The following is a 19,481-nucleotide window of genomic DNA, read 5'->3' on the forward strand; positions in this document are numbered from 1 at the left end:
TTTTTTGCTTTTTCAGGACTATCTAAAGCTGCGCTAAACGACCTTGTAGTCCACCTGAATGAATCACCAAAATACGATGATCTTTGGGGAATGTACCTTGTTGAATTAAATCGGTTAAGCCCAACAGCATTTTACCTGTGTAAATTTGTTCCAGTGGAATGTCATATTGCTGCTCAAAGGTACGGATAAATTGTAAGAGCTCGGGAGTAGTTTTGGCATAACCACCACAGCAATATTGATCGGTAATTTGCCAATTCCGTTTTTCAGTCAGTTGCTCTAGTTCTCGACTTAAAAAATCACCTTTGAGCGCGGAGAAACCCAAAAGGTGTTGCTGTGAATGACTGGCTTCAATCAGACCCGCAATGGTGCCACCTGTGCCCACGGCACAACAAATCAGGTCATAATTTTCTCGATCCGTATCAGAGAGAATTTCTGAGCAGCCTTGAATGGCAAGGGGATTGGTTCCTCCTTCGGGAATCATATAATAATCAGGATAATCTTGTTGTAACTGTGCTAAGTATGTTGGGCTTTGCTTTTGCCGATAGGCTTCTCGCGTCACAAACTGCAACTGCATGCCGAATTGCTGTGCTGTATTTAAGGTTGTATTTAAAGGTTTACTGGCCAGCTCTTCACCTCGAATAATGCCCAGACTCTCAAAACCAAATAACTGTGCTGCATAAGCCGTTGCGGCAATATGATTGGAATAGGCACCGCCAAAAGTCAGCAGTTTTTTATAGCCTTGTTGCCGCGCCGCCAACAGATTGTATTTGAGTTTAAAAAATTTATTGCCTGAAATATGTGGATGGACCAAGTCTAAACGTTTGATGCTGATATTGATCCCGTCAATACTGATGTACTGATAGGGAATGGACTGTGCAATCTGTTCAAACATAGGACTTTAATCAATCAGGTTGAGTGCTTAGTGTAAGTGAAAAGTCGCGGTTTCTGCACAGAATTAACGCTGTGCAGATTGGGTATCGACCGAACTAATTACGGACATGCCTGGACGTAGGTTTTCAATTCCTGTCTGATTCGGATCAATCGCAATCCTTACCGCAATGCGTTGCACTACTTTGGTAAAGTTGCCTGTCGCATTATCAGCTTTAAGCACACTGAACTCTGAGCCCGCCGCTGGGGAAATTTGCTCGACATGGCCTGTAAATTCCTGATGATTGAGGGCATCCACCGTGAACCATGCTTTTTGCCCAATTTTCATGTTGGCAATTTGAGTTTCTTTAAAGTTAGCCGTGACCCAAGTTTGCTGTGGAATCAGATAGAGCAACTGTGTTCCTGCTGCCACATATTGTCCCACACGTGGATTGACTTCACCCAGTTGCCCATCCATCGGGGCGATAATACTGCTGTAATTTTTGGTTGTTTTGGCTTGATCCAGTTGGGCCGCGGCATTGGTCACTTGTGCTTTGAGTCCTGTTTCAGCCACTTGCGCGGTTTTGAGCGCTTCTTTCGCCACCAATACATTGGCCTGTGCTTGTTGCAGTAAAGCTAAATTATTTTGGGTATCGGCAAAGGCTTTGTCTTGTTCCGATTTAGACGCCGCACCAGAGTCGCCCAACTGTTGATAGCGCTGCTGTTGTGCCAATGACAGTTGGTAGGCTGCTCGAGCTTGTTCGACCTTGGCTTCTGCCGCTACAATATCGGCTTTACGCTGTGCAATATTTTGGTTTTGATTAGACAGAGCATTCTGCGCCTGATCTACACCTGCTTCAGCTTGAGTGACTTTTTGGTCATAAGTCGTGGCATCAATATGCATCAACACCTGTCCTTTTTTGACGTGATCAAAATCACTGACCAACACATCTTTGACATAACCATTAATTTGCGAAGAAAGCACCGTGGTTTTGCCTTTGACATAGCTGTTGTCAGTGGACTCAACAGCACTGTCAAATGGCCCAATTTTCCATGCCCATAAAATGATGCCAATACCGATGATGAGTATTAAAAACATCAAAATCAGCGTACGTTTCGCTGTTGGAATCAATTTACTCGAAGGCGGCGTAATCGGTGTCGTTGTTGCCTCAGGCTGAGAGGAATTTTCAGAAGTTGCAGTTGTTTCAGCGGGAGCTATTGGTTTTTGATCTTCAGACATAACAATTTCTCAATAAATAGGGAGCAGTGGCATTAGGCAGGACCGACTTTCGCTTGTTGTCGCAGTTGATATTGATTCCGTGCAATGAGGAATGTCCCCCACAACAACAGCAGCATGGCAACGATGCCATTGAAACTAATCACATCGTTATAGGCACGTACTTGAGCCTCTCGAGTCACCACTTGATTGAGATTTTTTAAGGCTTGTTGTTGCTCTAACTGCTGATCGAGTGTGTAAGTATGCGAACTTTGTTGATACGCTAAAAGGCGCTGTGCAATCAATGGATTGGTTTCGGGTAGCTGTTGAATCATCTCAGCACGATAGTTTTGTGTTCGGACTTGTTGATAGGTGGAGTAAAACGATGAACCGACTAAGCCACCAAATGTTTGAGTCGCTGAAAATAAAACAATGAATGTGACAATATGAGTAGGGCCTTTTTGCATGGCGCTTAAGATACCCGTGATCAAGAGTGGGCCAATAAACACACCACTGGCAAAGCCGACCAAAAACTGACTGCCGTAGAAGTTGGAAGGGCGAATATCACTGGTAAGGTGAAAATCTAGTCCGCAAGCAATCAACACCAAAGCTTCTGCTAATAGTAGGTGCCAAATAATCCGTTCACGTGAAAAAGTAATCGCACTAAATAAGGTACCAGACACGATGCCGAAAAAGATCACCACATAGAGCGGCACAAATTGATCGGGGCCCATGCCCATAGTTTTGAGAAAACTCACGGCAGCATAACTTTGCTCCGACATTAAGAAGCGAATTGCAAAAGCACCGATGATAAAACGAAGCGTGGATGATGCCCCCAGCCAACGCGTCATAATCAATGGATTGACCCGATAATGCTCATAGACCAAGCCAATCACAATCAGGCTAAACCCTGCAATGAGCAAATAGGCCAACCACTTCACTTCAAGCCACCACAAAATAGGCCCTTGGGTCAGCACAATACACAAAAAGGCAAAACCGGGCGCAAGCAGGGCAAAGGTGAAGAAGTCTTGCTTTTCAAAAACAGCAATTCTTAGGCTGCGGGGCAACTTCAGCGACACCACCATTGCGAAACAGCACAGGGCTAAACCAATTTCAAAGGTGTATAGGACATTCCAGTTATTGACGTCAATGAGATACGGGGAAATGATCCATGCCAAGGGAATTCCAAGCTGTTGAAAGCCTAAAGCCAAATAGATACTGCGACCAAAATCCTCCCGTTTAAAGGCCTGCATAATGTAATACATGCCTAAAGAGCTGAGCGGTGCTGCAACCATTCCGCTAATGAAACGCACCAGTACAGCCATTTCAAAGGTATGCACAAAGACGTGTAAAACCAAAACCACAATAAAAAGCAGTAAGCCAATTTCAGAAAATAGACGCAGACCGTATTGTTGGCGGGCTTTAAACAGAATCAGGTTCGCACTGACATTGGCCATCACATAAGCCGCAGGAATCCATGCCACCTCAGAGGGTGTTAGTCCATATTCACCCTGAATTAAGGGTAAATTTGCGGTAATAAAACCGTTACTGAGACTTGCAGATAGTGCGACAAACAAACCAATAAAAAAATATATGAAGCGCTTAGGTGTTGAGTGCGCAATCACGGCAGGAGAGCCAGGCAGGGTTGGTTTTTCTTCAGCAGTCCAGTTTGGTGCAGGTTCGAGTAAACGCGGTGGCTGTGTCATGAATGGTGACCTTTATGCCCGAATACCATTAAGTAACAACTCAATGGCGCGTTGCGCAAGTTGTTGCTGCTCTATATCGGTCAGTCCCTGAAATGAAGTCCTTAAAATAGCCGTAATCATGGTGTAATCTTGGGTGGTCAAATCGGGGCGACAAACGCCGTATCGAATGGCTTGATCAATTAAAGGTTGTAAAATCGCATCGCGGCGTGCGTAGATATCGACCATGACGGGATCATTACGCTCAATCACCCGCCAATATTCCATCAGTGCAGTTAAATACGGTAAGTTATAGACATGGTTTTCAATTAAACGAATAAAACCATCTTCATACTGAGAAAATGCTTCAGCACGAACTGCAAGACGTTCCAAAGCTTGTTCCATCAATGCAATCACCAAGGCTCGACGGTCATCAAAATTACGATAAAACGTCGCTCGCCCGACATTGGCGGCATCAATGACCTGTTGTAAGGGAGCATTGATCCCGTGTGTACGAAAAACCTGAACTGCGGCTTCCAGCAATTCTTCACGGTTTTGTGCAGCACGCTGTTGACGACTGGTCATGGTGATTATTTCATTTAATTTGGAAGTACTATTATTTAACGGACAAAAGTGTCCGTTGTAAATATTTAATCCTGTAAGATTTTGTAAATTACTTTGTGTTTTTCTAATCTAAATCATTCATGTTGTTGTTTTATCTATGAATGGTTGATATTTATTTTATAAAGAAAATTCGCAGAGAACCATCATGTAGATGGATAAGAGTTGTAACAAAGTCGATAGGATTGGAAAAATAAAAGTGCTATGCTGAAAGAACAATAATGATAAATGAGGGGATATGATGAAAACTTTATCTACCCTAGTATTGGTTTTATTGCTCACTCAACTGACCGCATGTGATGCAAAAAAGGATTTGAATCAGCCTAGAACTGAGGCTCGTACCATGATTATTGGTGGAGTTCCTGTGCATGATCGTGACTATAAACTTCCATCACAAGAAATGGCTTTTAATCAGAAAACGCCTCCACAGGCTGATACGTACTAATAGGTGAAAATAGGGAGGCATATTGTCAGTACATGGTGGTGCAATGTGCGATGTGCAGTATAAAAGATGCATTGTGCTACGTCAGATTTGTAAAAATGTGAAGTAGACGTCTTACTTCCTGCAAACGTTTGTTGAATTAAAGCCTTACAAACGTATAAAAGGCCTTGTACTCGCCCAATATGCCCAAACTGCTATGGCTCAAATTGGCTAGATCAGTTCGATTTGCCAATTTGAAGCTTGAATCTCTAAGTTATTTTGCCTGAGTTCCTGGCTAATTGCATCGGCTTGTTTTTGCAAGTCTGCAACCGTAATGGTTTTAACCCAGCGAATTTCACTCGAACTATAACGACCATTTTCACGTCGTGAGCTGTCGATAGCCTGTTGAATAATACGATGCTGTTGTGTGAGCAAATCACGTGTGTTTAAAACACTGAGCATGGATTGACCCGTGCTGGTTTTAGCTTGAGCATTGGTCGCATGAATTTTTTCAATCAGATGATGTAACTCTGTATTCACACTAAAGGCCTCACCCATCAGCGCATTCGGGTCTTCACTCAGTTCATCGCCTTCTTGGATTAGCACATTATTGTTGATGCGTTGTTGTAAAGAGGCAAGTTTGGTTTGTAAATCACTACGCAATAAAAGTGCTTCTGCTAGTTTCATAGATTTGTTTTTAAAGTTTTAGATGAGTCTTATGCTGCATCTGTACAGTCAAAGCTTCAAGTGAGTTTTGTAATTTTTATGAAATCTAAAATCATGAGAAAACGATAGAAAAGCACTTAGTCAGTTTCGGTATTTTATTTAAAACGTGGAGATGTTTTCCTATGTTGATTAGTCAATTTATTTACTAATGAGGTATAAAGTTTTATCTAATTTTTCTTTTTATCCAATTTAAAATTAGGTGCGTACACGGCCTCAACTTTCAATAAAGTATAAAAGGTGTTTGTGTAGGCAATACCCTTACTTTTGATAGGCCAAAAGTAAGCAAAAGCCTTTGTTATCCATACATAACATCCCTATTATGATGGATAACGTGTGGCATCCCTGCCACACTCGCGTATCCAAACGTTGCTTAAATTAAACTATGTAATAGTAGCGACATAAAGGTGCTTTTATCGCTATAGATTAAAAGCTTAGTGGAACACGGTTTCCAAAGCTTTTAAACCGACTTTTGGATCAAGCAGACCGTTGTAAATTTCAGGGATTTCACGTTCGACCCCAAAGAATTCATAAATGGCAAGCATCGCTCCACGAACTGAATATTCCACAGTAAAGACCACGTCATCTTCAATTTCCACAAACTGTCCAAGGAAGGCAAAGTTTTGTGAGCCTTGTGGAATTACCTGTGGACGATCCCCCGGTTTACGGCAGGCGAATAGGGCAGAGGCATATGGCATCATGGCAGTGGTTACATTGGTGGTTGCCAAAACATGATCTAAAATGTCGTCAAAACCGAGCTGTTTAATCAGTTCTGTTAGAATTTCTTGCCCTGTGGCTTCGGACATTGGTTTTTTGATGTAATCGCCTATATGGTCAATTTGGAAACCGTAGCCCCATAAGGTATATAAACCTTCAGGTAAGTCAGCAAAGTGTGGCTGTGCAGGAACCACAATGGATAAATGCCAACCTGACTCATACCAAGTCATCAGTGCGCCAGTGCCTGGTTCATTTCCCGTATAGTCAATAATACGTTTAAGCAACACGTCATCTTTCATAGTTAGCGTGAAAGACTCCCACTTATGTTCATCGACATTGCCATAAAAAGTCATTGGACGGCCAAAGTCTGGGGCTTTTTGTGCCAAAGTTTCCCAAAGTGTCCAGCCATGGTCTTCTCGATTACGAACGAGGGCAGGCACGTCATGATTACCGCCATAACGCGAATCTGCGGTAATGGAACCTAAAGTGAAAATAGCTAAATCATTGGCTTTCAGATTAATTTGCTCTGAGCCTTCAGGCAATTGTACATATAGTCGTGACGCATGGCGTTCTTGAGTTTCAGCATTGGTAATGAAGTCCGCATCTGTGACATAGTGTCCAAAACGTACATCTACACCTTGTGCGACTAGCCAACGCTGTAAGGGCAGGATCATTGAATCATATTGGTTGTACTTGGTCCGTTTCACACCTGCTAAGGTATGAATGCGTGGCAATTCTTGAATAAAACGCAAGAAATAGCGTCTTAACTCTGCTGCACTGTGCCATTTTTGAAAAGCGAAAGTCGTGCGCCACATGCGCCAGAAATTGGTTTCAAAAAAGGCCTCATCAAAAAACTCATCAATGCGTCGGCTGCCAATTTTTTCTTCTTTTGAAGCCAATAGGCGCAACATCTGTGCACGATGTAGCGTATTCAGGCCAAGCTTTGCCGCATCCCCAATGACATGTTCAGCATCAATTAAACGTGCATTGGCGTGGGTTTTTACTTTTTCATTAAACTCACGACATTCTTCACGAACGGAAATGTCTGGATTTTCCAAAGATGGAATACTGGAAAATAAGTCCCATAGGCACAAATAAGTTTCATCGGTCAGCATTCGCCCACCACGTGTTACCCAAGCTTGCGCGGCATGCGGTGTATGTCCGCCGTCCATTGAGCCGCCTGAAATATCGAGTTCTTCTAAAATATGGATATTTTTGGCAGGGACTTTGGCATCACGGATCGCAAATGCAGCAGCAGCCATACCTGCAATACCACCACCAATGATCCAAAGATGGGACTGCTGTGCGTCTAATGGGGGGCGCTTCTTATTTTGCATGGTTCACCTTTAATTATGATGTTAAAAATTATGAAGTTAAAAAATGTGGTTTATAGAAATAAAACCTTATAAATAGTAAGTCTTTTTATATATGAAAAATGTATGAAAAGGGAAGCAATCCCCCCATTATATTTTGTAATCAAAAATAAGCACATGATGGCTATTTTTAATACACATTTGTCTTTTTATTAAAATTGAATATGATCTAAATAACTGATTTTGCATTTTATTGTTGAGTAATTGCTCTATTGTTGTTTTCACTATGGCCTATGCCGATTTTCTATTAAAATAGGCTTTTTATTTATCATTAAAAAATATAATGGACGTACATGCTGCGGCTTGATCACGATATAAATGTGAAAAATAACTGATAAAGTGAATATCGTAAAAACTTTGTTTAGCGTAAAATCGCAGCTGATCAAATTCTCTCAATTTAGAGGTCACTCTTGGAATCATTTTGGATTTTGGGCTCGATTGCCTTTGCATTAATGTTAGGCGCAATGAGCCCTGGACCGACGTCGATTTATGTAGCAAAAAATTCGATTGCGATTTCTCGAAAGCATGGCCTATTTACCGCACTAGGGACTGGAACAGGCGCAGCTGTTTTTGGTCTGTTGGCTGTACTTGGCTTACAAGCCTTTTTGTTGGCAGTGCCGTCAGCGTATTTGGCCTTAAAAATTTGTGGTGGGATCTATTTGCTTTGGCTCGCGTTTAAAATTATTAAACACGCCAAAGAGCCAATTGAGGCAGATCATTCCAGCTCGAAAGCAATGACTTTACGCCGTGCCTTTATGACTGGCTTAATTACTCAGCTTTCCAACCCTAAAATTGCGATTGTTCTAGCCAGTATTTTTACTGCACTTTTACCCAAAGAAATCCCAACTTATTACTATTATGTACTGCCTATTCTGTGTTTCTTTATTGATGCGGGTTGGTGTTCCTTGGTTGCAGTGGCGTTGTCTGCTGAAAAGCCGCGCCGTGTGTATTTGAAGTTTAAAGCCGTATTTGACCGCGCAGCAGGGGCAGTGATGACGGTGTTGGGTTTAAAACTTATTTTTGGAATGAAGTGATAAGGGTTACAACAACAAAACTGGATTTTGTATAGGTAACTAAAAGCTAAATGGTTATAATCCCTTTGATTTTTTTAATGATTTTTAAATTAAAGATTTGAGGGATAAATTTTGAATAAATCTATATTTTTGGCCGTTTTGAGTGGCTTAGCATTATCTGCATGTTCAACAACAGAAACGTCAAAAACAATTCAATCACCGCAAGTAACAGCGGCAGTGGCGACCGTTAAATACGCTGGCACTAAAACGCCTGTTTCTGTAGGAAAATTTGATAACCGCTCAAGCTACATGCGTGGCATTTTTTCAGACAATGTTGACCGTTTAGGTGGTCAGGCAAAAACTATTTTAGAAACGCATTTACAGCAATCGGGTTATTTCTCTGTCCTAAACCGTGACAACCTGGCTGAATTACAACAAGAAGCAGTCTTTACTAAATCTTCTCAAGCCATCAAAGGCGCACGTTATGTATTAACGGGCGACGTGTCTGAATTTGGCCGTAAAGAAGTCGGTGATCACCAGCTATTTGGTATATTGGGGCGTGGTAAAACCCAAATTGCTTATGCCAAAGTGAACTTAAACATTGTCGATGTAAAAACAGCAGAAATTGTTCACTCTGTGCAAGGTGCAGGTGAGTATGCACTCAGTGAACGTGAAATTTTGGGTTTTGGCTCTACCGCTTCTTATGACTCAACTTTAAACAGTAAAGTTCTAGATTTGGCTGTACGCGAAGCGGTTAATAATTTGGTGTTGGATATTCAAACCAATAAGTGGTCTGCGCAGTAACTGGTTTGAATCAATGAAAAAAATCGTATTGGTTTTAGGTGCGATTTGCACCATGACTTTGGTGGGCTGTGTTTCAGCGCCAAAATCGTTATATAGCTGGGGCGAATATCCACAGCAAACTTATTTGATGTTGAGTCTGCCAGAAAAGACTTCTCCACAAGAGCAGATTGGCAAACTTGAAAAAGATATTGAAAAAACCAAAGCCAAAAATGCAGCCGTGCCTCCGGGCTTGTATGCACATTTGGGTTTGTTGAATTTAAATATCAATAATGGGCCACGTGCTGTTCAGTATTTTGAACTTGAACGTCAAACCTACCCAGAGTCGACAGTATTAATGGATCGTCTTTTGAAAAAAATGACAGCCCAGTCTGCGGCAGGGAGTGTGAAGTGAAACATTTCAAAAAACTATGCGTACTTGGCCTTGCAATGACACTCTTCACAGGTTGTGCTACGACACCAAAAAGCAATCGTGACTTATCTGCATATCATGCCAATATGCCAAAATCCATTTTGGTGTTGCCGCCTGTAAATGAGTCACCCGATACACGGGCAACTTATGGGTATTGGTCTACCGTGACTTTACCTGTAGCAGAAGCGGGCTATTATGTGTTTCCTATTTCTGTGGTCGATACGCTATTTAAAGAAAACGGCGTAACCAATGGCTATGATGCGCAGCAAATTCCAATTCAGAAACTCAATGAAATTTTTGGAGCGGATGCCGCACTGTATGTCAAAGTTAAAGAATATGGTTCTAAGTATCAAGTGATTCAATCCGTTTCGACCGTCGCGGTCGAGGCAAAATTGGTGGATTTAAAAACCGGAGCATTATTGTGGGAAGGTCAGGAAAAAATCCAACAAGCCAATAATAATAGCAACGCGGGTCTGGTCGGGATGTTGGTGGGTGCCTTGATTGACCAAATTTCCAATCACTTATCAGACAAAGCCTATGTACTGTCTAACAGTGTGAGTACGCAGTTGTATGCTCCGCAGTTGATGCAGCAAAAAGGGTTGCTATATGGACCTCGTTCTCCGCATTTTGTACAAAATTCGATGAGTCCACAGCAGTAAAAAATAATCCCCTCAAATGAGGGGATTTTTATGATTTAACAAACTTATGTTTGGTTGAAGTGACTTTTAACTCTCAGCCCAAAGAAGAGAGGATTTTCGTATAAATTAATCCTTAAAATGCACAGGAATCCATTGATAGCTTTTTCCATCTGCTGAATAGATATGTCCAATCGCAGGAAATGGTAAGTGTGGTGCTGCAATGGTTTGCCCGCCTTTTGCATATTCAGCAAATTGCTTTAAGCGGGTTTGCACTGCTTTTTTCGGATCGATGTCATAATCAATAGCGGTTTCTGGCTTGTCGAATTGCACAGTATGAGAGTGCACAATATCACCAATAAAGACCACCGTTTCATCTTTGGTTTTTAGCTCATAGCTAAAATGTCCCGGCGTATGCCCCGCGGTATTAATGACTTTAAAGCCCTGAACTTGATCGCCCAATTGATACGTTTTGAAGCGTTGTTTGGCTTGATAGGGCGCAATGGCCTGTTTAATTTTTTCAACAGTTCCTAAGTAACCTGCTTGCTTTTCTTTCGGGAGTTTGTCGACTTGTTTCGGGTTTAGCCAATAGTTCGCTTCATCGTTCGAAACATAAACCGTTGCATTTGGAAAGTTTGCCACGCCATTTTGGCTAATACCACACACATGATCAGGGTGCAGGTGCGTCAGTAAGATGGTATCGACTTGTTCTGGTTGATAACCTGATGCTTTTAAGTTGCTCAATACTGAACCCAAATGTTCGCCAAAACAGCTCGCAGCGCCGCTATCCACTAAAACCAGCGAATGGCCTGTATTCACGAGGAAGGCATTGACAGAGGTTTGCACGCCTTTGGCTTGGTCGGCAGCGTATTTCTTTAAAATTTCATGTATTTCTTTTTCAGGAATATTTTGAAAGAGTTTAGGCGACATGAAGTTTGTGCCGTCTAACAGGGCGGTGATTTGTACATCACCCGCTTGGTATTGGTAAAAGCCTGAAACTTGTTTTTGTTGTGGAATTGGGACAGGTGGGGAAAGGGCGAAGGCTGAAACACTAATGAGACTGGAGCTAATTAAAGCCGAAGCAAGTAATTTATTCATTTATAAAGTTCCACGAAATTTGTTGAATTGCCTATTTTTTAGCATGTAAACTAATTTTTTTCATCTGTTTTTGAAAGGCTTATTTAAACTACTTACAGATGAGCTTTAAAAAAATTATGTTATTTTTTACAAAACTTTATGATTAGGTTCTTTATATAATGACACAAGAAAATTGGATTTCAGCTCCAAATAAGCATATCGAAGAATATCTAGATTACTACTTCGATGGGAAAAAGAATTTTCAATATGCTGTATTATTGAATGGAGCATGGGGGAGCGGAAAGACATGGTTTGTAAAAAAATATTTAGAAAAAAAGGAAGATCAGGGGAAGAAGATTTGTTATGTGAGTTTAAATGGAATTGCAAAAACCTCTATGATTGATGAAGCTATTTTTAAAAGTATTCATCCAATTTTGGGAAGCAAGGGAGCAAAATTAGCAGGTCAAATTTTAAAAGGTACATTAAAAACAACAATAAAAGTTGATTTAGATGGTGACAGTAAGTCAGATGGTAGTATCTCAGGCGGTATTCCCAAAATTGAATTGCCAGATTATTTAAAAATTAATGATAATTTCATATTAGTCTTTGATGATTTAGAAAGATGTGAATTAAAAAAAGAAGAAGTGCTTGGTTATATCAATTACTTTGTAGAGCAGGATAATATTAAGACGCTTATCGTATCGAATGAAGACGAAATCAAAGATAATGATGATTATGCTAGAAAAAAAGAGAAGTTAATTGGTGCGACTTTTAGTTATATAGAAGATCAAGATGTAGCGATTACAAGCATTCTTCAAGAAGTTGGAAGTGAAGAGTTACGTGACATTTTAATTTTAAATTTTGAATTAGTTGCAAATACTTTTAATCAAGTTGGATATAAAAATTTACGATCATTTAAGCAAACTATTTTTGATTTTGAGCGTTTTTATAAAAAAGAATATTTTGAATGGAAAGATAGTTTTTATCCTGAGATTTTTGAAAAAATTTTAAGGGCTTTTTTGATTCTTTCACTGGAAAATAAGAAAGGAATATTCCATAAACAAATATTAAATTTTATACCTGATTTAGATGGAAAATCGAATCAGAAGCCTGTAGATAAAATTGCAGAAGCGATATCAGGTTTTAAAGGTGATGATGCACAAAAGTTTAAGCAAAAGTATCAAATGAACCTTAATGAATTTGTTTTTTCAAAAGAATTATGGAGTCAGATTCTAAATAAAAATATTATTACGGATGCTTTAATTGAAACTGAGTTGTATAGGGCATATTTTCGATTAAAGGAAGATTATCCAATATGGCTCAAACTTTGGCATTATTTAAATTTAACTGATGAAGAATTTTTTGAATTAGTACAACAAGCGAAGGAAAGTATTGAAAAATCAGAATTAACCAATGTAACTGATATTCTTCATACTGTCAGTATGTTATTGTACTTTAAGGAAAAAATCTTATTTTCTTTTCAGTCGAAGACTTATTAGTATTAGTAGTTAGTCAATATAAAAATATTGTAAATTTACAGGAAAATATTAAAAAATTTGATTACTTTGGTATTAGTGAGGAGTCTGGTGGATATGGATTATATGCTCGTGAATTTCCCATTTTTAAAAAGTTTATAGAGGATCTTGCTCAAGCATATGAGGATAAATATGTTGAAAAAAATATAGAAAGAGTACAAGAATTATTGTCCCTAATGGAAAATGATAGTTATGAGTTTCATCAACAGATCACGAATAAATACTATGATTATCCAATCTTGAACTCATTAGAAGCTATAGATTTTCTAGATCAACTTTTAAGAATTGACTATAGAAGCGCAATGTATGCAATAGACGGTTTAAACTCACGATTTACAGTACATTCCCAAAGTGCAATATATTTACAAGAGGAAAAATGGTTTGAAAAAATCATTGAGCTCGCTACTCAAAAATTAGTTTCATCTCCAATGCTAGAAAAGCATAAAATTCAAGATAAATTTTTACCAAAATTGCTTGAAATAAAGGAACAGGCATATAAAGGCTAATTTTTAGCTATATTTAAAAAATGAATTGAAATGCTATAAAAAAGCCCCTACAACGTAGAGGCTTTTTTCATCTAAGATCTAAATCTTAAGATACTTTATCACCAGCTTTAGCACCAGATTCAGGTGAAATCACCCAAACACCTTCGCCATTACCTGCTGCAAGCACCATACCGTTAGAAATACCAAAACGCATTTTACGTGGTGCAAGGTTAGCGACCATCACCACCAATTTGCCTTTTAAGTCTTGAGGTTGGTAGAACTCACGAATACCACTGAATACATTACGAGGTTCAGCTTCACCAACATTTAAAGTCAGTTGAAGCAATTTGTCAGAGCCTTCGACCGTTGCAGCTTCTAAAACTTCAGCGACACGTAGGTCAACTTTCATAAAGTCTTCAATACCAATCACTTCTGCCTCGCCAACTTTTGGCTCAGGCTTAGTCGAAGCTTTCTTTTCTTTCTTCTTCTCAACTTTTGCAGGTTCAGCCGCAGCCGCTAAAGAGTCTTTAGAAGCATCGACCATTGCCGCAACCGCTTTCGGGTCTACACGTTGCATTAAAGGTTGGAACAATGCAATTTCATGATCAACCAATGCTGTTTGAGCAGAAGCGAAGTCAAAACGGTCTAGCTTTAAGAACTCTTGCACTTGAGCTGCTAAGGTTGGAAGTACAGGCGCAAGGTACACAGCCAATTGACGGAATAGGTTAATCCCCACCGAGCATACATCATGTACTTGTTGTTCTTCGCCTTCAACTTTCGCTAAAGCCCAAGGTTTTTTCTCATCAATATATTGGTTGGCTTTATCTGCAAGCGCCATGATTTCACGAATCGCAGCAGAGAACTCACGTGCTTCATAAGCTTTCGCAATTGAGTCGCCCGCATCGATAAAGCTTTGTACCAATTCAGGCTCTGCACAAGTTGCTGATAATTTATTATCAAACTTGGTGTTGATGAATTTTGCACAACGGCTGGCAATGTTGACCACTTTACCAACTAGATCTGAGTTTACTTTCTGAACGAAATCATCCAAGTTTAAATCAGAATCTTCAACTTTATCAGACAGTTTAGACGCGAAGTAATAACGTAAATATTCAGGGTTTAAGTGCTCTAAATACGTTTCAGCCTTGATGAATGTACCGCGAGACTTCGACATCTTCTGACCGTTCACCGTCAAGAAACCATTGACGAATAAACCTGATGGCGTACGGTAGTTTGCACCTTCTAGCATTGCAGGCCAAAACAGCGCGTGGAAGTAAACGATGTCTTTACCAATGAAGTGATAGACTTCTTTGTCAGAGTCTTTCTTCCAAAAGTCGTCAAAACTTAAATCAGGACGTTTAGCTTTGATATAGTTTTCAAAACTCGACATATAACCAATCGGCGCATCGACCCAAACATAGAAATACTTGTTTGGCGCATCTGGAATTTCAAAACCGAAATACGGTGCATCACGTGAAATATCCCAGTCTGATAAACTCGCTTCAAACCATTCATCCAGTTTGTTGGCAATTGAAACTGGTAGGCGACCTTGGTCACGCGTCCATTTTTGTAGATATTCTGAGAAATTCGGCAGTTTAAAGAAGTAATGATCTGAAGATTTCTCTACAGGCGTCGCACCACTTAAAGTTGACTTTGGGTTTAAAAGTTCAGTCGCGTTGTATGTTGTACCGCAGACTTCACACGCATCGCCATATTGATCTTCCGATTTACATTTCGGGCACGTGCCTTTAATGAAACGATCCGATAAGAACATGCCTTTTTCAGGGTCAAAAAGCTGGTTGACAGGACGGATGGCAATATTGCCTGCTTCACGGTTTTTCACATAAATTTCAGATGCGCGAACACGGTTTTCATCACTATGGGTTGAATCATAATGGTCGAAATGCACACCGAAACCATCAAAATCACGGATGTGTTCTTTTTGTACGTTGGCAATTTGATCTTCAGGTGAAATACCATTGGCTTCGGCACGTAGCATGATGGCTGTACCGTGAGCATCATCCGCACATACATAAGTCACATCGTGTCCCATTGCACGCATGGCACGAACCCAAATATCTGCTTGGATATAACCGAGTAAGTGTCCCATATGGATGGGGCCATTGGCGTATGGTAGGGCGTTAGTGACTAAAATATTACGCACGGATATGACTCTCTCATTCGTATTTTATATAAGGTCAACGATTTTACCTTAGATAGCCGCGACTTGCACAAGTGAATCGGTGAAAAGTTTTCAAATGAGACTAAAGCCCATATGAATTGATCGCTAGATTGAGTATCCATCGCTAATTTGAGCAAAATAATGAAAAAATCATGGGAAATACATGGTCTAAAACGGCATAAAGCAGCTTGTTCATCTTTTAATAAAAGATTGAATGGATTGCTCAAAACTCAAATGATGGAACTTAAAACTAATGCGTATTTTCTCTATATTCATACGCCATTAACAGCGATAATACGTGCATTCAGCCCGTTTTTAAGAGTATGCCGTCCATGATCGATGATGATTTTGATTTCGACCAACCTGTGACCCGAATTCCGCAAAATCCACAAGCGACCAAACTATTGGGCAATCGACTTTTACAACAAGCTGAACAATACCTTGCTGCAATGGGAAGTCGTGCGCATACACAATTGGTCGAGTCGCTCCGTCAGCTCGAGTCTGAAGATGCGTATTTTGCAATCATGGCTGATCAGCTTGAGTACGAAAGTGATGAACCCATTGCCAATGATCTGCTTAATCTGTTGTATTTTTGGCAAATGGCGAATGAAAATGAAGCAGATATTGCAGCGTTTCAATTGCCGAATTTAATCCAGACTGATTATTTTCAGACGGCTTTATTTGAAGCTTACGATGCAATGAATTTGGGCGTATTCCAAGCTCAGCGTCGCAACGTGATTGAAGAAATCTTAAAACTGTATCAACAGCAGTGCTATGCAGGGTGCATTACAGTTCTTTATGGTCAAATTGAAGGGATTTTGACGGATGCGTTGATTGAACAGGGGTATTTACAGCAAAATCAGACCAAGTTTGTCGATGTGTATAAAATTGTGCCGGGTCTAAAAGGGCATGAAGTCAAAAGCCTATGGCATAAAGTTAAAATTGCCAGTGAAATCAATCCGTATTTTCTGAGCCTTGAAGCATTGAAAATGGATGCGAGTTCAAGTGTTACGGCCAGCCGTCATAATATGGTACACGGTGCAGACGTGACTCATTTTACTCAAGCACGCAGTTTCATTCTATTTATTTGGCTGTTTGCAGTCATCAGTTTTATAAGTACATTAAAGCGTTAGTCTCTTCCGTTGAGTGGTACAGGATGGTGTTTAAATTGATGCATCCTGTACAGCTATTGTTTCCAAATGATGCAAATGAGGTCAGCACTTAAAAAGCAAGGTATAACTCTGAGTTAAGCAAAACTTTAAATACGAAAGAGGGCTGTGACATGACGAATGACAATAAACTCGATGATTTAAAAACCAAAGCGACTGAGTTGGGTGAAGACTTGAAGTTGAAAGCTCAAGCGGCAAAACTCGAAGGCGAGAAAGTGCTGGAAGATGTCAAACATCAGGCCACTGAAGCCAAGCTTGATGCTGAAAAGCAGCTGACCGACTTAAAGCAGAACGCAGCAGAAAGTAAAGCCGAAGGTGATGCAGCTTTTGAGCAAAAGTTGGAGTCTGCACAAGCCAAAGCCGAGCATGCGAAACAAGTTGCGCAGGAAAAATTGGATCATTTTAAAGTTGAAGCAGGGCATAAACTGGATGAGGCAAAACTTAAAGCCACAGAGTTAAAGCATGAGGCTGAAATTAAACTGGAAGAATTTAAGGTGCAAGCCACTGAAAAGTTTGACGAGTTGAAAAAGAAAGCCACAGAAACACTGCAAAAGTTTAAAAAAGACGACCAAGCTTAATCCGTCCGAGATGGCGAATGTCGGCCTTAAATGTTCGCTAATACTATGGCGTAGACTGTGTACTCAGTGCAGGGTCTGCGTCCAAGTTAAACCACATGATGCTCTGAATTTGATTGTTCACGGTGCGGATGGTATAACGATAGTTTGCAATTTCATATACATATACCGTCTCAAGTGGGCTATTCGGTGCACTGCTGATTGGGGTAGAGGACATAGAAATGGGCGATAAATCGATTTTTTTCTGCATGTCTTGAACTTGATCACCGATAGTCACCGTTTGACCCGCAGGGGTTTTAAATGAATTGGTTGACGTGTCTGCAAAACTAAAGCTAGATATGGTGCAAGCCAAAACAACCACGGCCCAAAGTTTCATTATTTTCTCCCCAAATCGCGTCAAGATAGAACAATAGAATATAGATATTTTGCTATGCAATAACATCACCTTAATTAGGGAGATTGGATTTTATTTACAATTCTTTACGTTCAAATTTGATCCAATTCACCGATTTTATTTTTTCAGTTAGCTTAAGCGACTAAGCTTCGCCCTTTGATATTCAGCGTATAAAACCAACTAAAAAGCTAGGAATACTAAATTTCATGGCATAATCCATAAATACTGAACTTAACCTAAGTTCGTTTTGTGGTTAAACTATAGCATTCAGCTGAATACTCGAATTTGGAGTACATATATGTCGTGGCTTTCTTCTCTTAAATCAGTTTTTTCTCCTGCGCAGGAGGTAAAGGAAGAAGAAATCCAAACAGTACTGCAAAACTATATCTTGCCCAATTCAAACCATGCGTTGAAAGACCGCATTACTCAAGTGAATGTGCAGGGCAATATTCTGCAAATTACCATCAATACTTTTCCTGCCGAAGCCAATGATTTACAACAGATTCATGATGATTTGGCGGTTGCGCTTGAAGCATGCGGTATCAAAGAATTAAACATGCATGTGATTCAACAAAAAACGGGACATAAAGAAAAGTCAGGCGGCTGTGGACATCAGCATGCTGAAGGTGAGAGCTGTTCAAGCCAAGCAAAAGAGGCTGCACCGAAAAGCAATTTACCCCCAGTGATTGATGCTTCAGGCTCAGCAGCCCAAGCTGCTGCACAACCCGTTGAAACTGATCCAAACAATCCACCTATTCAAAAAGCAGCGCCACAACAACGTGATGTGCCGAAGCATCCGCGTATTCAAAATGTGATTTTGGTGTCCTCGGGCAAGGGGGGCGTGGGCAAATCCACCACCACGGTAAACCTTGCACTTGCTTTGCAAAAGCTAGGCTTAAAAGTTGGGGTCTTAGATGCGGACATTTATGGTCCAAGTATTCCGACCATGTTGGGCAATGCGGGCAAAACGCCGATGATTGAAGCGGAAAATTTTGTACCCTTAGATGCCTATGGTTTGGCCGTGTTATCGATTGGGCATTTAACAGGTGATCATAATACTCCTGTGGCTTGGCGTGGGCCGAAAGCGACAGGGGCGTTGATGCAACTGTTCAATCAAACCTTATGGCCTGACTTAGATGTATTGATGATTGATATGCCACCGGGTACAGGTGATATTCAGTTGACGCTTGCGCAGCGTATTCCTGTGACAGGTGCAGTGATTGTAACCACACCGCAAAACGTGGCACTTATGGATGCGACCAAAGGCATTGAGTTATTTAACCGCGTACATATTCCAGTTATGGGTGTTGTGGAAAATATGTCGACCCATATTTGCTCAAATTGTGGATTTGAAGAGCAAATTTTTGGTACGGGCGGTGGAGATCAACTGTCGGAGCAATACACTATTCCGCTTTTGGGACGTTTACCTTTAAATGTACAAATCCGTGAAAATGCAGATGCGGGTAAGCCTTCTGTTTTAGTGGAAGATAGTGCAGCAGACAGCTATATGCAGATTGCTGAAAAAATTGCAGCCGCACTGCCTCAGGCTGAAAAAGACCAGACTCGTATTTTCTAAATCAGCC

General features: G+C 40.5%; 19 protein-coding genes. 10 read left to right on the forward strand and 9 right to left on the reverse strand.

Going from position 1 to position 19,481, the window contains the following annotated elements:
- Positions 1 to 22: 22 nt before the first annotated feature.
- The 4 genes from PTT44_RS11435 to PTT44_RS11450 form a co-directional block, all read right to left on the reverse strand.
- Positions 23 to 892, reverse strand: a complete 870-nt coding sequence (locus PTT44_RS11435; RefSeq protein ID WP_168158385.1) for a 1-aminocyclopropane-1-carboxylate deaminase/D-cysteine desulfhydrase — start codon at positions 890 to 892, stop codon at positions 23 to 25.
- Between the two features lie 63 nt (positions 893 to 955).
- Positions 956 to 2,107, reverse strand: coding sequence for an HlyD family secretion protein (locus PTT44_RS11440; protein WP_168158384.1), 1,152 nt, complete (start codon positions 2,105 to 2,107; stop codon positions 956 to 958).
- 32 nt (positions 2,108 to 2,139) lie between these two features.
- Positions 2,140 to 3,789 (reverse strand): MFS transporter, encoded by a 1,650-nt coding sequence (locus PTT44_RS11445; RefSeq protein WP_168158383.1) that lies wholly within the window; start codon positions 3,787 to 3,789, stop codon positions 2,140 to 2,142.
- A 12-nt stretch (positions 3,790 to 3,801) separates the two neighbouring features.
- Positions 3,802 to 4,350 (reverse strand): TetR/AcrR family transcriptional regulator, encoded by a 549-nt coding sequence (locus PTT44_RS11450; RefSeq protein WP_168158382.1) that lies wholly within the window; start codon positions 4,348 to 4,350, stop codon positions 3,802 to 3,804.
- A 277-nt stretch (positions 4,351 to 4,627) separates the two neighbouring features.
- Here PTT44_RS11450 and PTT44_RS11455 point away from each other — a divergent pair, with 277 nt between their 5' ends.
- On the forward strand, positions 4,628 to 4,831 hold the full coding sequence (locus tag PTT44_RS11455) for an NF038215 family lipoprotein (protein ID WP_168158575.1): 204 nt from the start codon (positions 4,628 to 4,630) through the stop codon (positions 4,829 to 4,831).
- A 207-nt stretch (positions 4,832 to 5,038) separates the two neighbouring features.
- Here the strand turns inward: PTT44_RS11455 and PTT44_RS11460 are convergent, their stop codons facing one another.
- Entirely contained in the window at positions 5,039 to 5,494 is a 456-nt protein-coding gene (locus PTT44_RS11460) for a DIP1984 family protein (protein WP_168158381.1), read from the reverse strand.
- Positions 5,495 to 5,964: 470 nt separating this feature from the next.
- On the reverse strand, positions 5,965 to 7,584 hold the full coding sequence (locus tag PTT44_RS11465) for an oleate hydratase (protein WP_168158380.1): 1,620 nt from the start codon (positions 7,582 to 7,584) through the stop codon (positions 5,965 to 5,967).
- A 446-nt stretch (positions 7,585 to 8,030) separates the two neighbouring features.
- On the opposite strand from PTT44_RS11465, the gene PTT44_RS11470 reads away from it, so the two are divergent.
- The 4 genes from PTT44_RS11470 (at position 8,031) to PTT44_RS11485 (ending at position 10,505) form a co-directional block, all read left to right on the forward strand.
- Positions 8,031 to 8,654: a LysE family translocator gene (locus PTT44_RS11470; protein WP_078388386.1), complete on the forward strand. Its 624-nt coding sequence runs from the start codon at positions 8,031 to 8,033 to the stop codon at positions 8,652 to 8,654.
- 111 nt (positions 8,655 to 8,765) lie between these two features.
- Positions 8,766 to 9,437 (forward strand): CsgG/HfaB family protein, encoded by a 672-nt coding sequence (locus PTT44_RS11475; RefSeq protein ID WP_168158379.1) that lies wholly within the window; start codon positions 8,766 to 8,768, stop codon positions 9,435 to 9,437.
- A gap of 13 nt (positions 9,438 to 9,450) precedes the next feature.
- A complete protein-coding gene (locus PTT44_RS11480) occupies positions 9,451 to 9,828 on the forward strand; it encodes a DUF4810 domain-containing protein (protein WP_168158378.1) in 378 nt (125 codons plus the stop codon).
- Positions 9,825 to 10,505, forward strand: coding sequence for a DUF799 domain-containing protein (locus tag PTT44_RS11485; protein ID WP_168158377.1), 681 nt, complete (start codon positions 9,825 to 9,827; stop codon positions 10,503 to 10,505). The genes PTT44_RS11480 and PTT44_RS11485 overlap by 4 nt, the downstream gene beginning before the upstream one ends.
- A gap of 105 nt (positions 10,506 to 10,610) precedes the next feature.
- On the opposite strand, the gene PTT44_RS11490 is transcribed toward PTT44_RS11485, so the two are convergent.
- Positions 10,611 to 11,579: an MBL fold metallo-hydrolase gene (locus PTT44_RS11490; protein ID WP_168158376.1), complete on the reverse strand. Its 969-nt coding sequence runs from the start codon at positions 11,577 to 11,579 to the stop codon at positions 10,611 to 10,613.
- Between the two features lie 158 nt (positions 11,580 to 11,737).
- Between PTT44_RS11490 and PTT44_RS11495 the strand changes: the two genes are divergently transcribed.
- Positions 11,738 to 13,057, forward strand: coding sequence for a P-loop NTPase fold protein (locus PTT44_RS11495; RefSeq protein WP_252726108.1), 1,320 nt, complete (start codon positions 11,738 to 11,740; stop codon positions 13,055 to 13,057).
- Positions 13,058 to 13,269: 212 nt separating this feature from the next.
- Complete coding sequence (locus PTT44_RS11500; RefSeq protein WP_252726107.1) at positions 13,270 to 13,599, forward strand: hypothetical protein; 330 nt, start codon at positions 13,270 to 13,272, stop codon at positions 13,597 to 13,599.
- A gap of 85 nt (positions 13,600 to 13,684) precedes the next feature.
- Here PTT44_RS11500 and metG read toward each other — a convergent pair whose 3' ends face one another.
- Positions 13,685 to 15,742 carry a methionine--tRNA ligase gene (metG, locus tag PTT44_RS11505; protein ID WP_168158375.1) on the reverse strand — a complete coding sequence of 686 codons (2,058 nt, stop codon included), beginning with the start codon at positions 15,740 to 15,742 and terminating at the stop codon, positions 13,685 to 13,687.
- Positions 15,743 to 16,092: 350 nt separating this feature from the next.
- On the opposite strand from metG, the gene PTT44_RS11510 reads away from it, so the two are divergent.
- Both PTT44_RS11510 and PTT44_RS11515 read left to right on the forward strand, forming a co-directional pair.
- Complete coding sequence (locus PTT44_RS11510; protein ID WP_168158374.1) at positions 16,093 to 16,893, forward strand: hypothetical protein; 801 nt, start codon at positions 16,093 to 16,095, stop codon at positions 16,891 to 16,893.
- Positions 16,894 to 17,042: 149 nt separating this feature from the next.
- Positions 17,043 to 17,507, forward strand: coding sequence for a hypothetical protein (locus PTT44_RS11515; RefSeq protein ID WP_004981189.1), 465 nt, complete (start codon positions 17,043 to 17,045; stop codon positions 17,505 to 17,507).
- A gap of 43 nt (positions 17,508 to 17,550) precedes the next feature.
- On the opposite strand, the gene PTT44_RS11520 is transcribed toward PTT44_RS11515, so the two are convergent.
- Positions 17,551 to 17,880: a hypothetical protein gene (locus PTT44_RS11520; protein WP_004694526.1), complete on the reverse strand. Its 330-nt coding sequence runs from the start codon at positions 17,878 to 17,880 to the stop codon at positions 17,551 to 17,553.
- A gap of 316 nt (positions 17,881 to 18,196) precedes the next feature.
- On the opposite strand from PTT44_RS11520, the gene apbC reads away from it, so the two are divergent.
- Entirely contained in the window at positions 18,197 to 19,474 is a 1,278-nt protein-coding gene (apbC, locus tag PTT44_RS11525; protein WP_168158373.1) for an iron-sulfur cluster carrier protein ApbC, read from the forward strand.
- Positions 19,475 to 19,481 lie beyond the last annotated feature (7 nt).

The organism is Acinetobacter sp. Gutcm_16 (assembly GCF_028649355.1).
In the GTDB taxonomy this organism is placed as follows: Bacteria; Pseudomonadota; Gammaproteobacteria; order Pseudomonadales; family Moraxellaceae; genus Acinetobacter; species Acinetobacter johnsonii.

What these genes read in the sequence shown, in the direction of transcription:
- PTT44_RS11435 (WP_168158385.1), bottom strand. Translation starts at nt 892, where the DNA reads ATGTTTGAACAGATTGCACAGTCCATTCCCTATCAGTACATCAGTATT.
- PTT44_RS11440 (WP_168158384.1), bottom strand. Translation starts at nt 2,107, where the DNA reads ATGTCTGAAGATCAAAAACCAATAGCTCCCGCTGAAACAACTGCAACT.
- PTT44_RS11445 (WP_168158383.1), bottom strand. Translation starts at nt 3,789, where the DNA reads ATGACACAGCCACCGCGTTTACTCGAACCTGCACCAAACTGGACTGCT.
- PTT44_RS11450 (WP_168158382.1), bottom strand. Translation starts at nt 4,350, where the DNA reads ATGACCAGTCGTCAACAGCGTGCTGCACAAAACCGTGAAGAATTGCTG.
- PTT44_RS11455 (WP_168158575.1), top strand. Translation starts at nt 4,628, where the DNA reads ATGAAAACTTTATCTACCCTAGTATTGGTTTTATTGCTCACTCAACTG.
- PTT44_RS11460 (WP_168158381.1), bottom strand. Translation starts at nt 5,494, where the DNA reads ATGAAACTAGCAGAAGCACTTTTATTGCGTAGTGATTTACAAACCAAA.
- PTT44_RS11465 (WP_168158380.1), bottom strand. Translation starts at nt 7,584, where the DNA reads ATGCAAAATAAGAAGCGCCCCCCATTAGACGCACAGCAGTCCCATCTT.
- PTT44_RS11480 (WP_168158378.1), top strand. Translation starts at nt 9,451, where the DNA reads ATGAAAAAAATCGTATTGGTTTTAGGTGCGATTTGCACCATGACTTTG.
- PTT44_RS11490 (WP_168158376.1), bottom strand. Translation starts at nt 11,579, where the DNA reads ATGAATAAATTACTTGCTTCGGCTTTAATTAGCTCCAGTCTCATTAGT.
- PTT44_RS11495 (WP_252726108.1), top strand. Translation starts at nt 11,738, where the DNA reads ATGACACAAGAAAATTGGATTTCAGCTCCAAATAAGCATATCGAAGAA.
- PTT44_RS11500 (WP_252726107.1), top strand. Translation starts at nt 13,270, where the DNA reads ATGGAAAATGATAGTTATGAGTTTCATCAACAGATCACGAATAAATAC.
- PTT44_RS11510 (WP_168158374.1), top strand. Translation starts at nt 16,093, where the DNA reads ATGATCGATGATGATTTTGATTTCGACCAACCTGTGACCCGAATTCCG.
- PTT44_RS11515 (WP_004981189.1), top strand. Translation starts at nt 17,043, where the DNA reads ATGACGAATGACAATAAACTCGATGATTTAAAAACCAAAGCGACTGAG.
- PTT44_RS11520 (WP_004694526.1), bottom strand. Translation starts at nt 17,880, where the DNA reads ATGAAACTTTGGGCCGTGGTTGTTTTGGCTTGCACCATATCTAGCTTT.
- apbC (WP_168158373.1), top strand. Translation starts at nt 18,197, where the DNA reads ATGTCGTGGCTTTCTTCTCTTAAATCAGTTTTTTCTCCTGCGCAGGAG.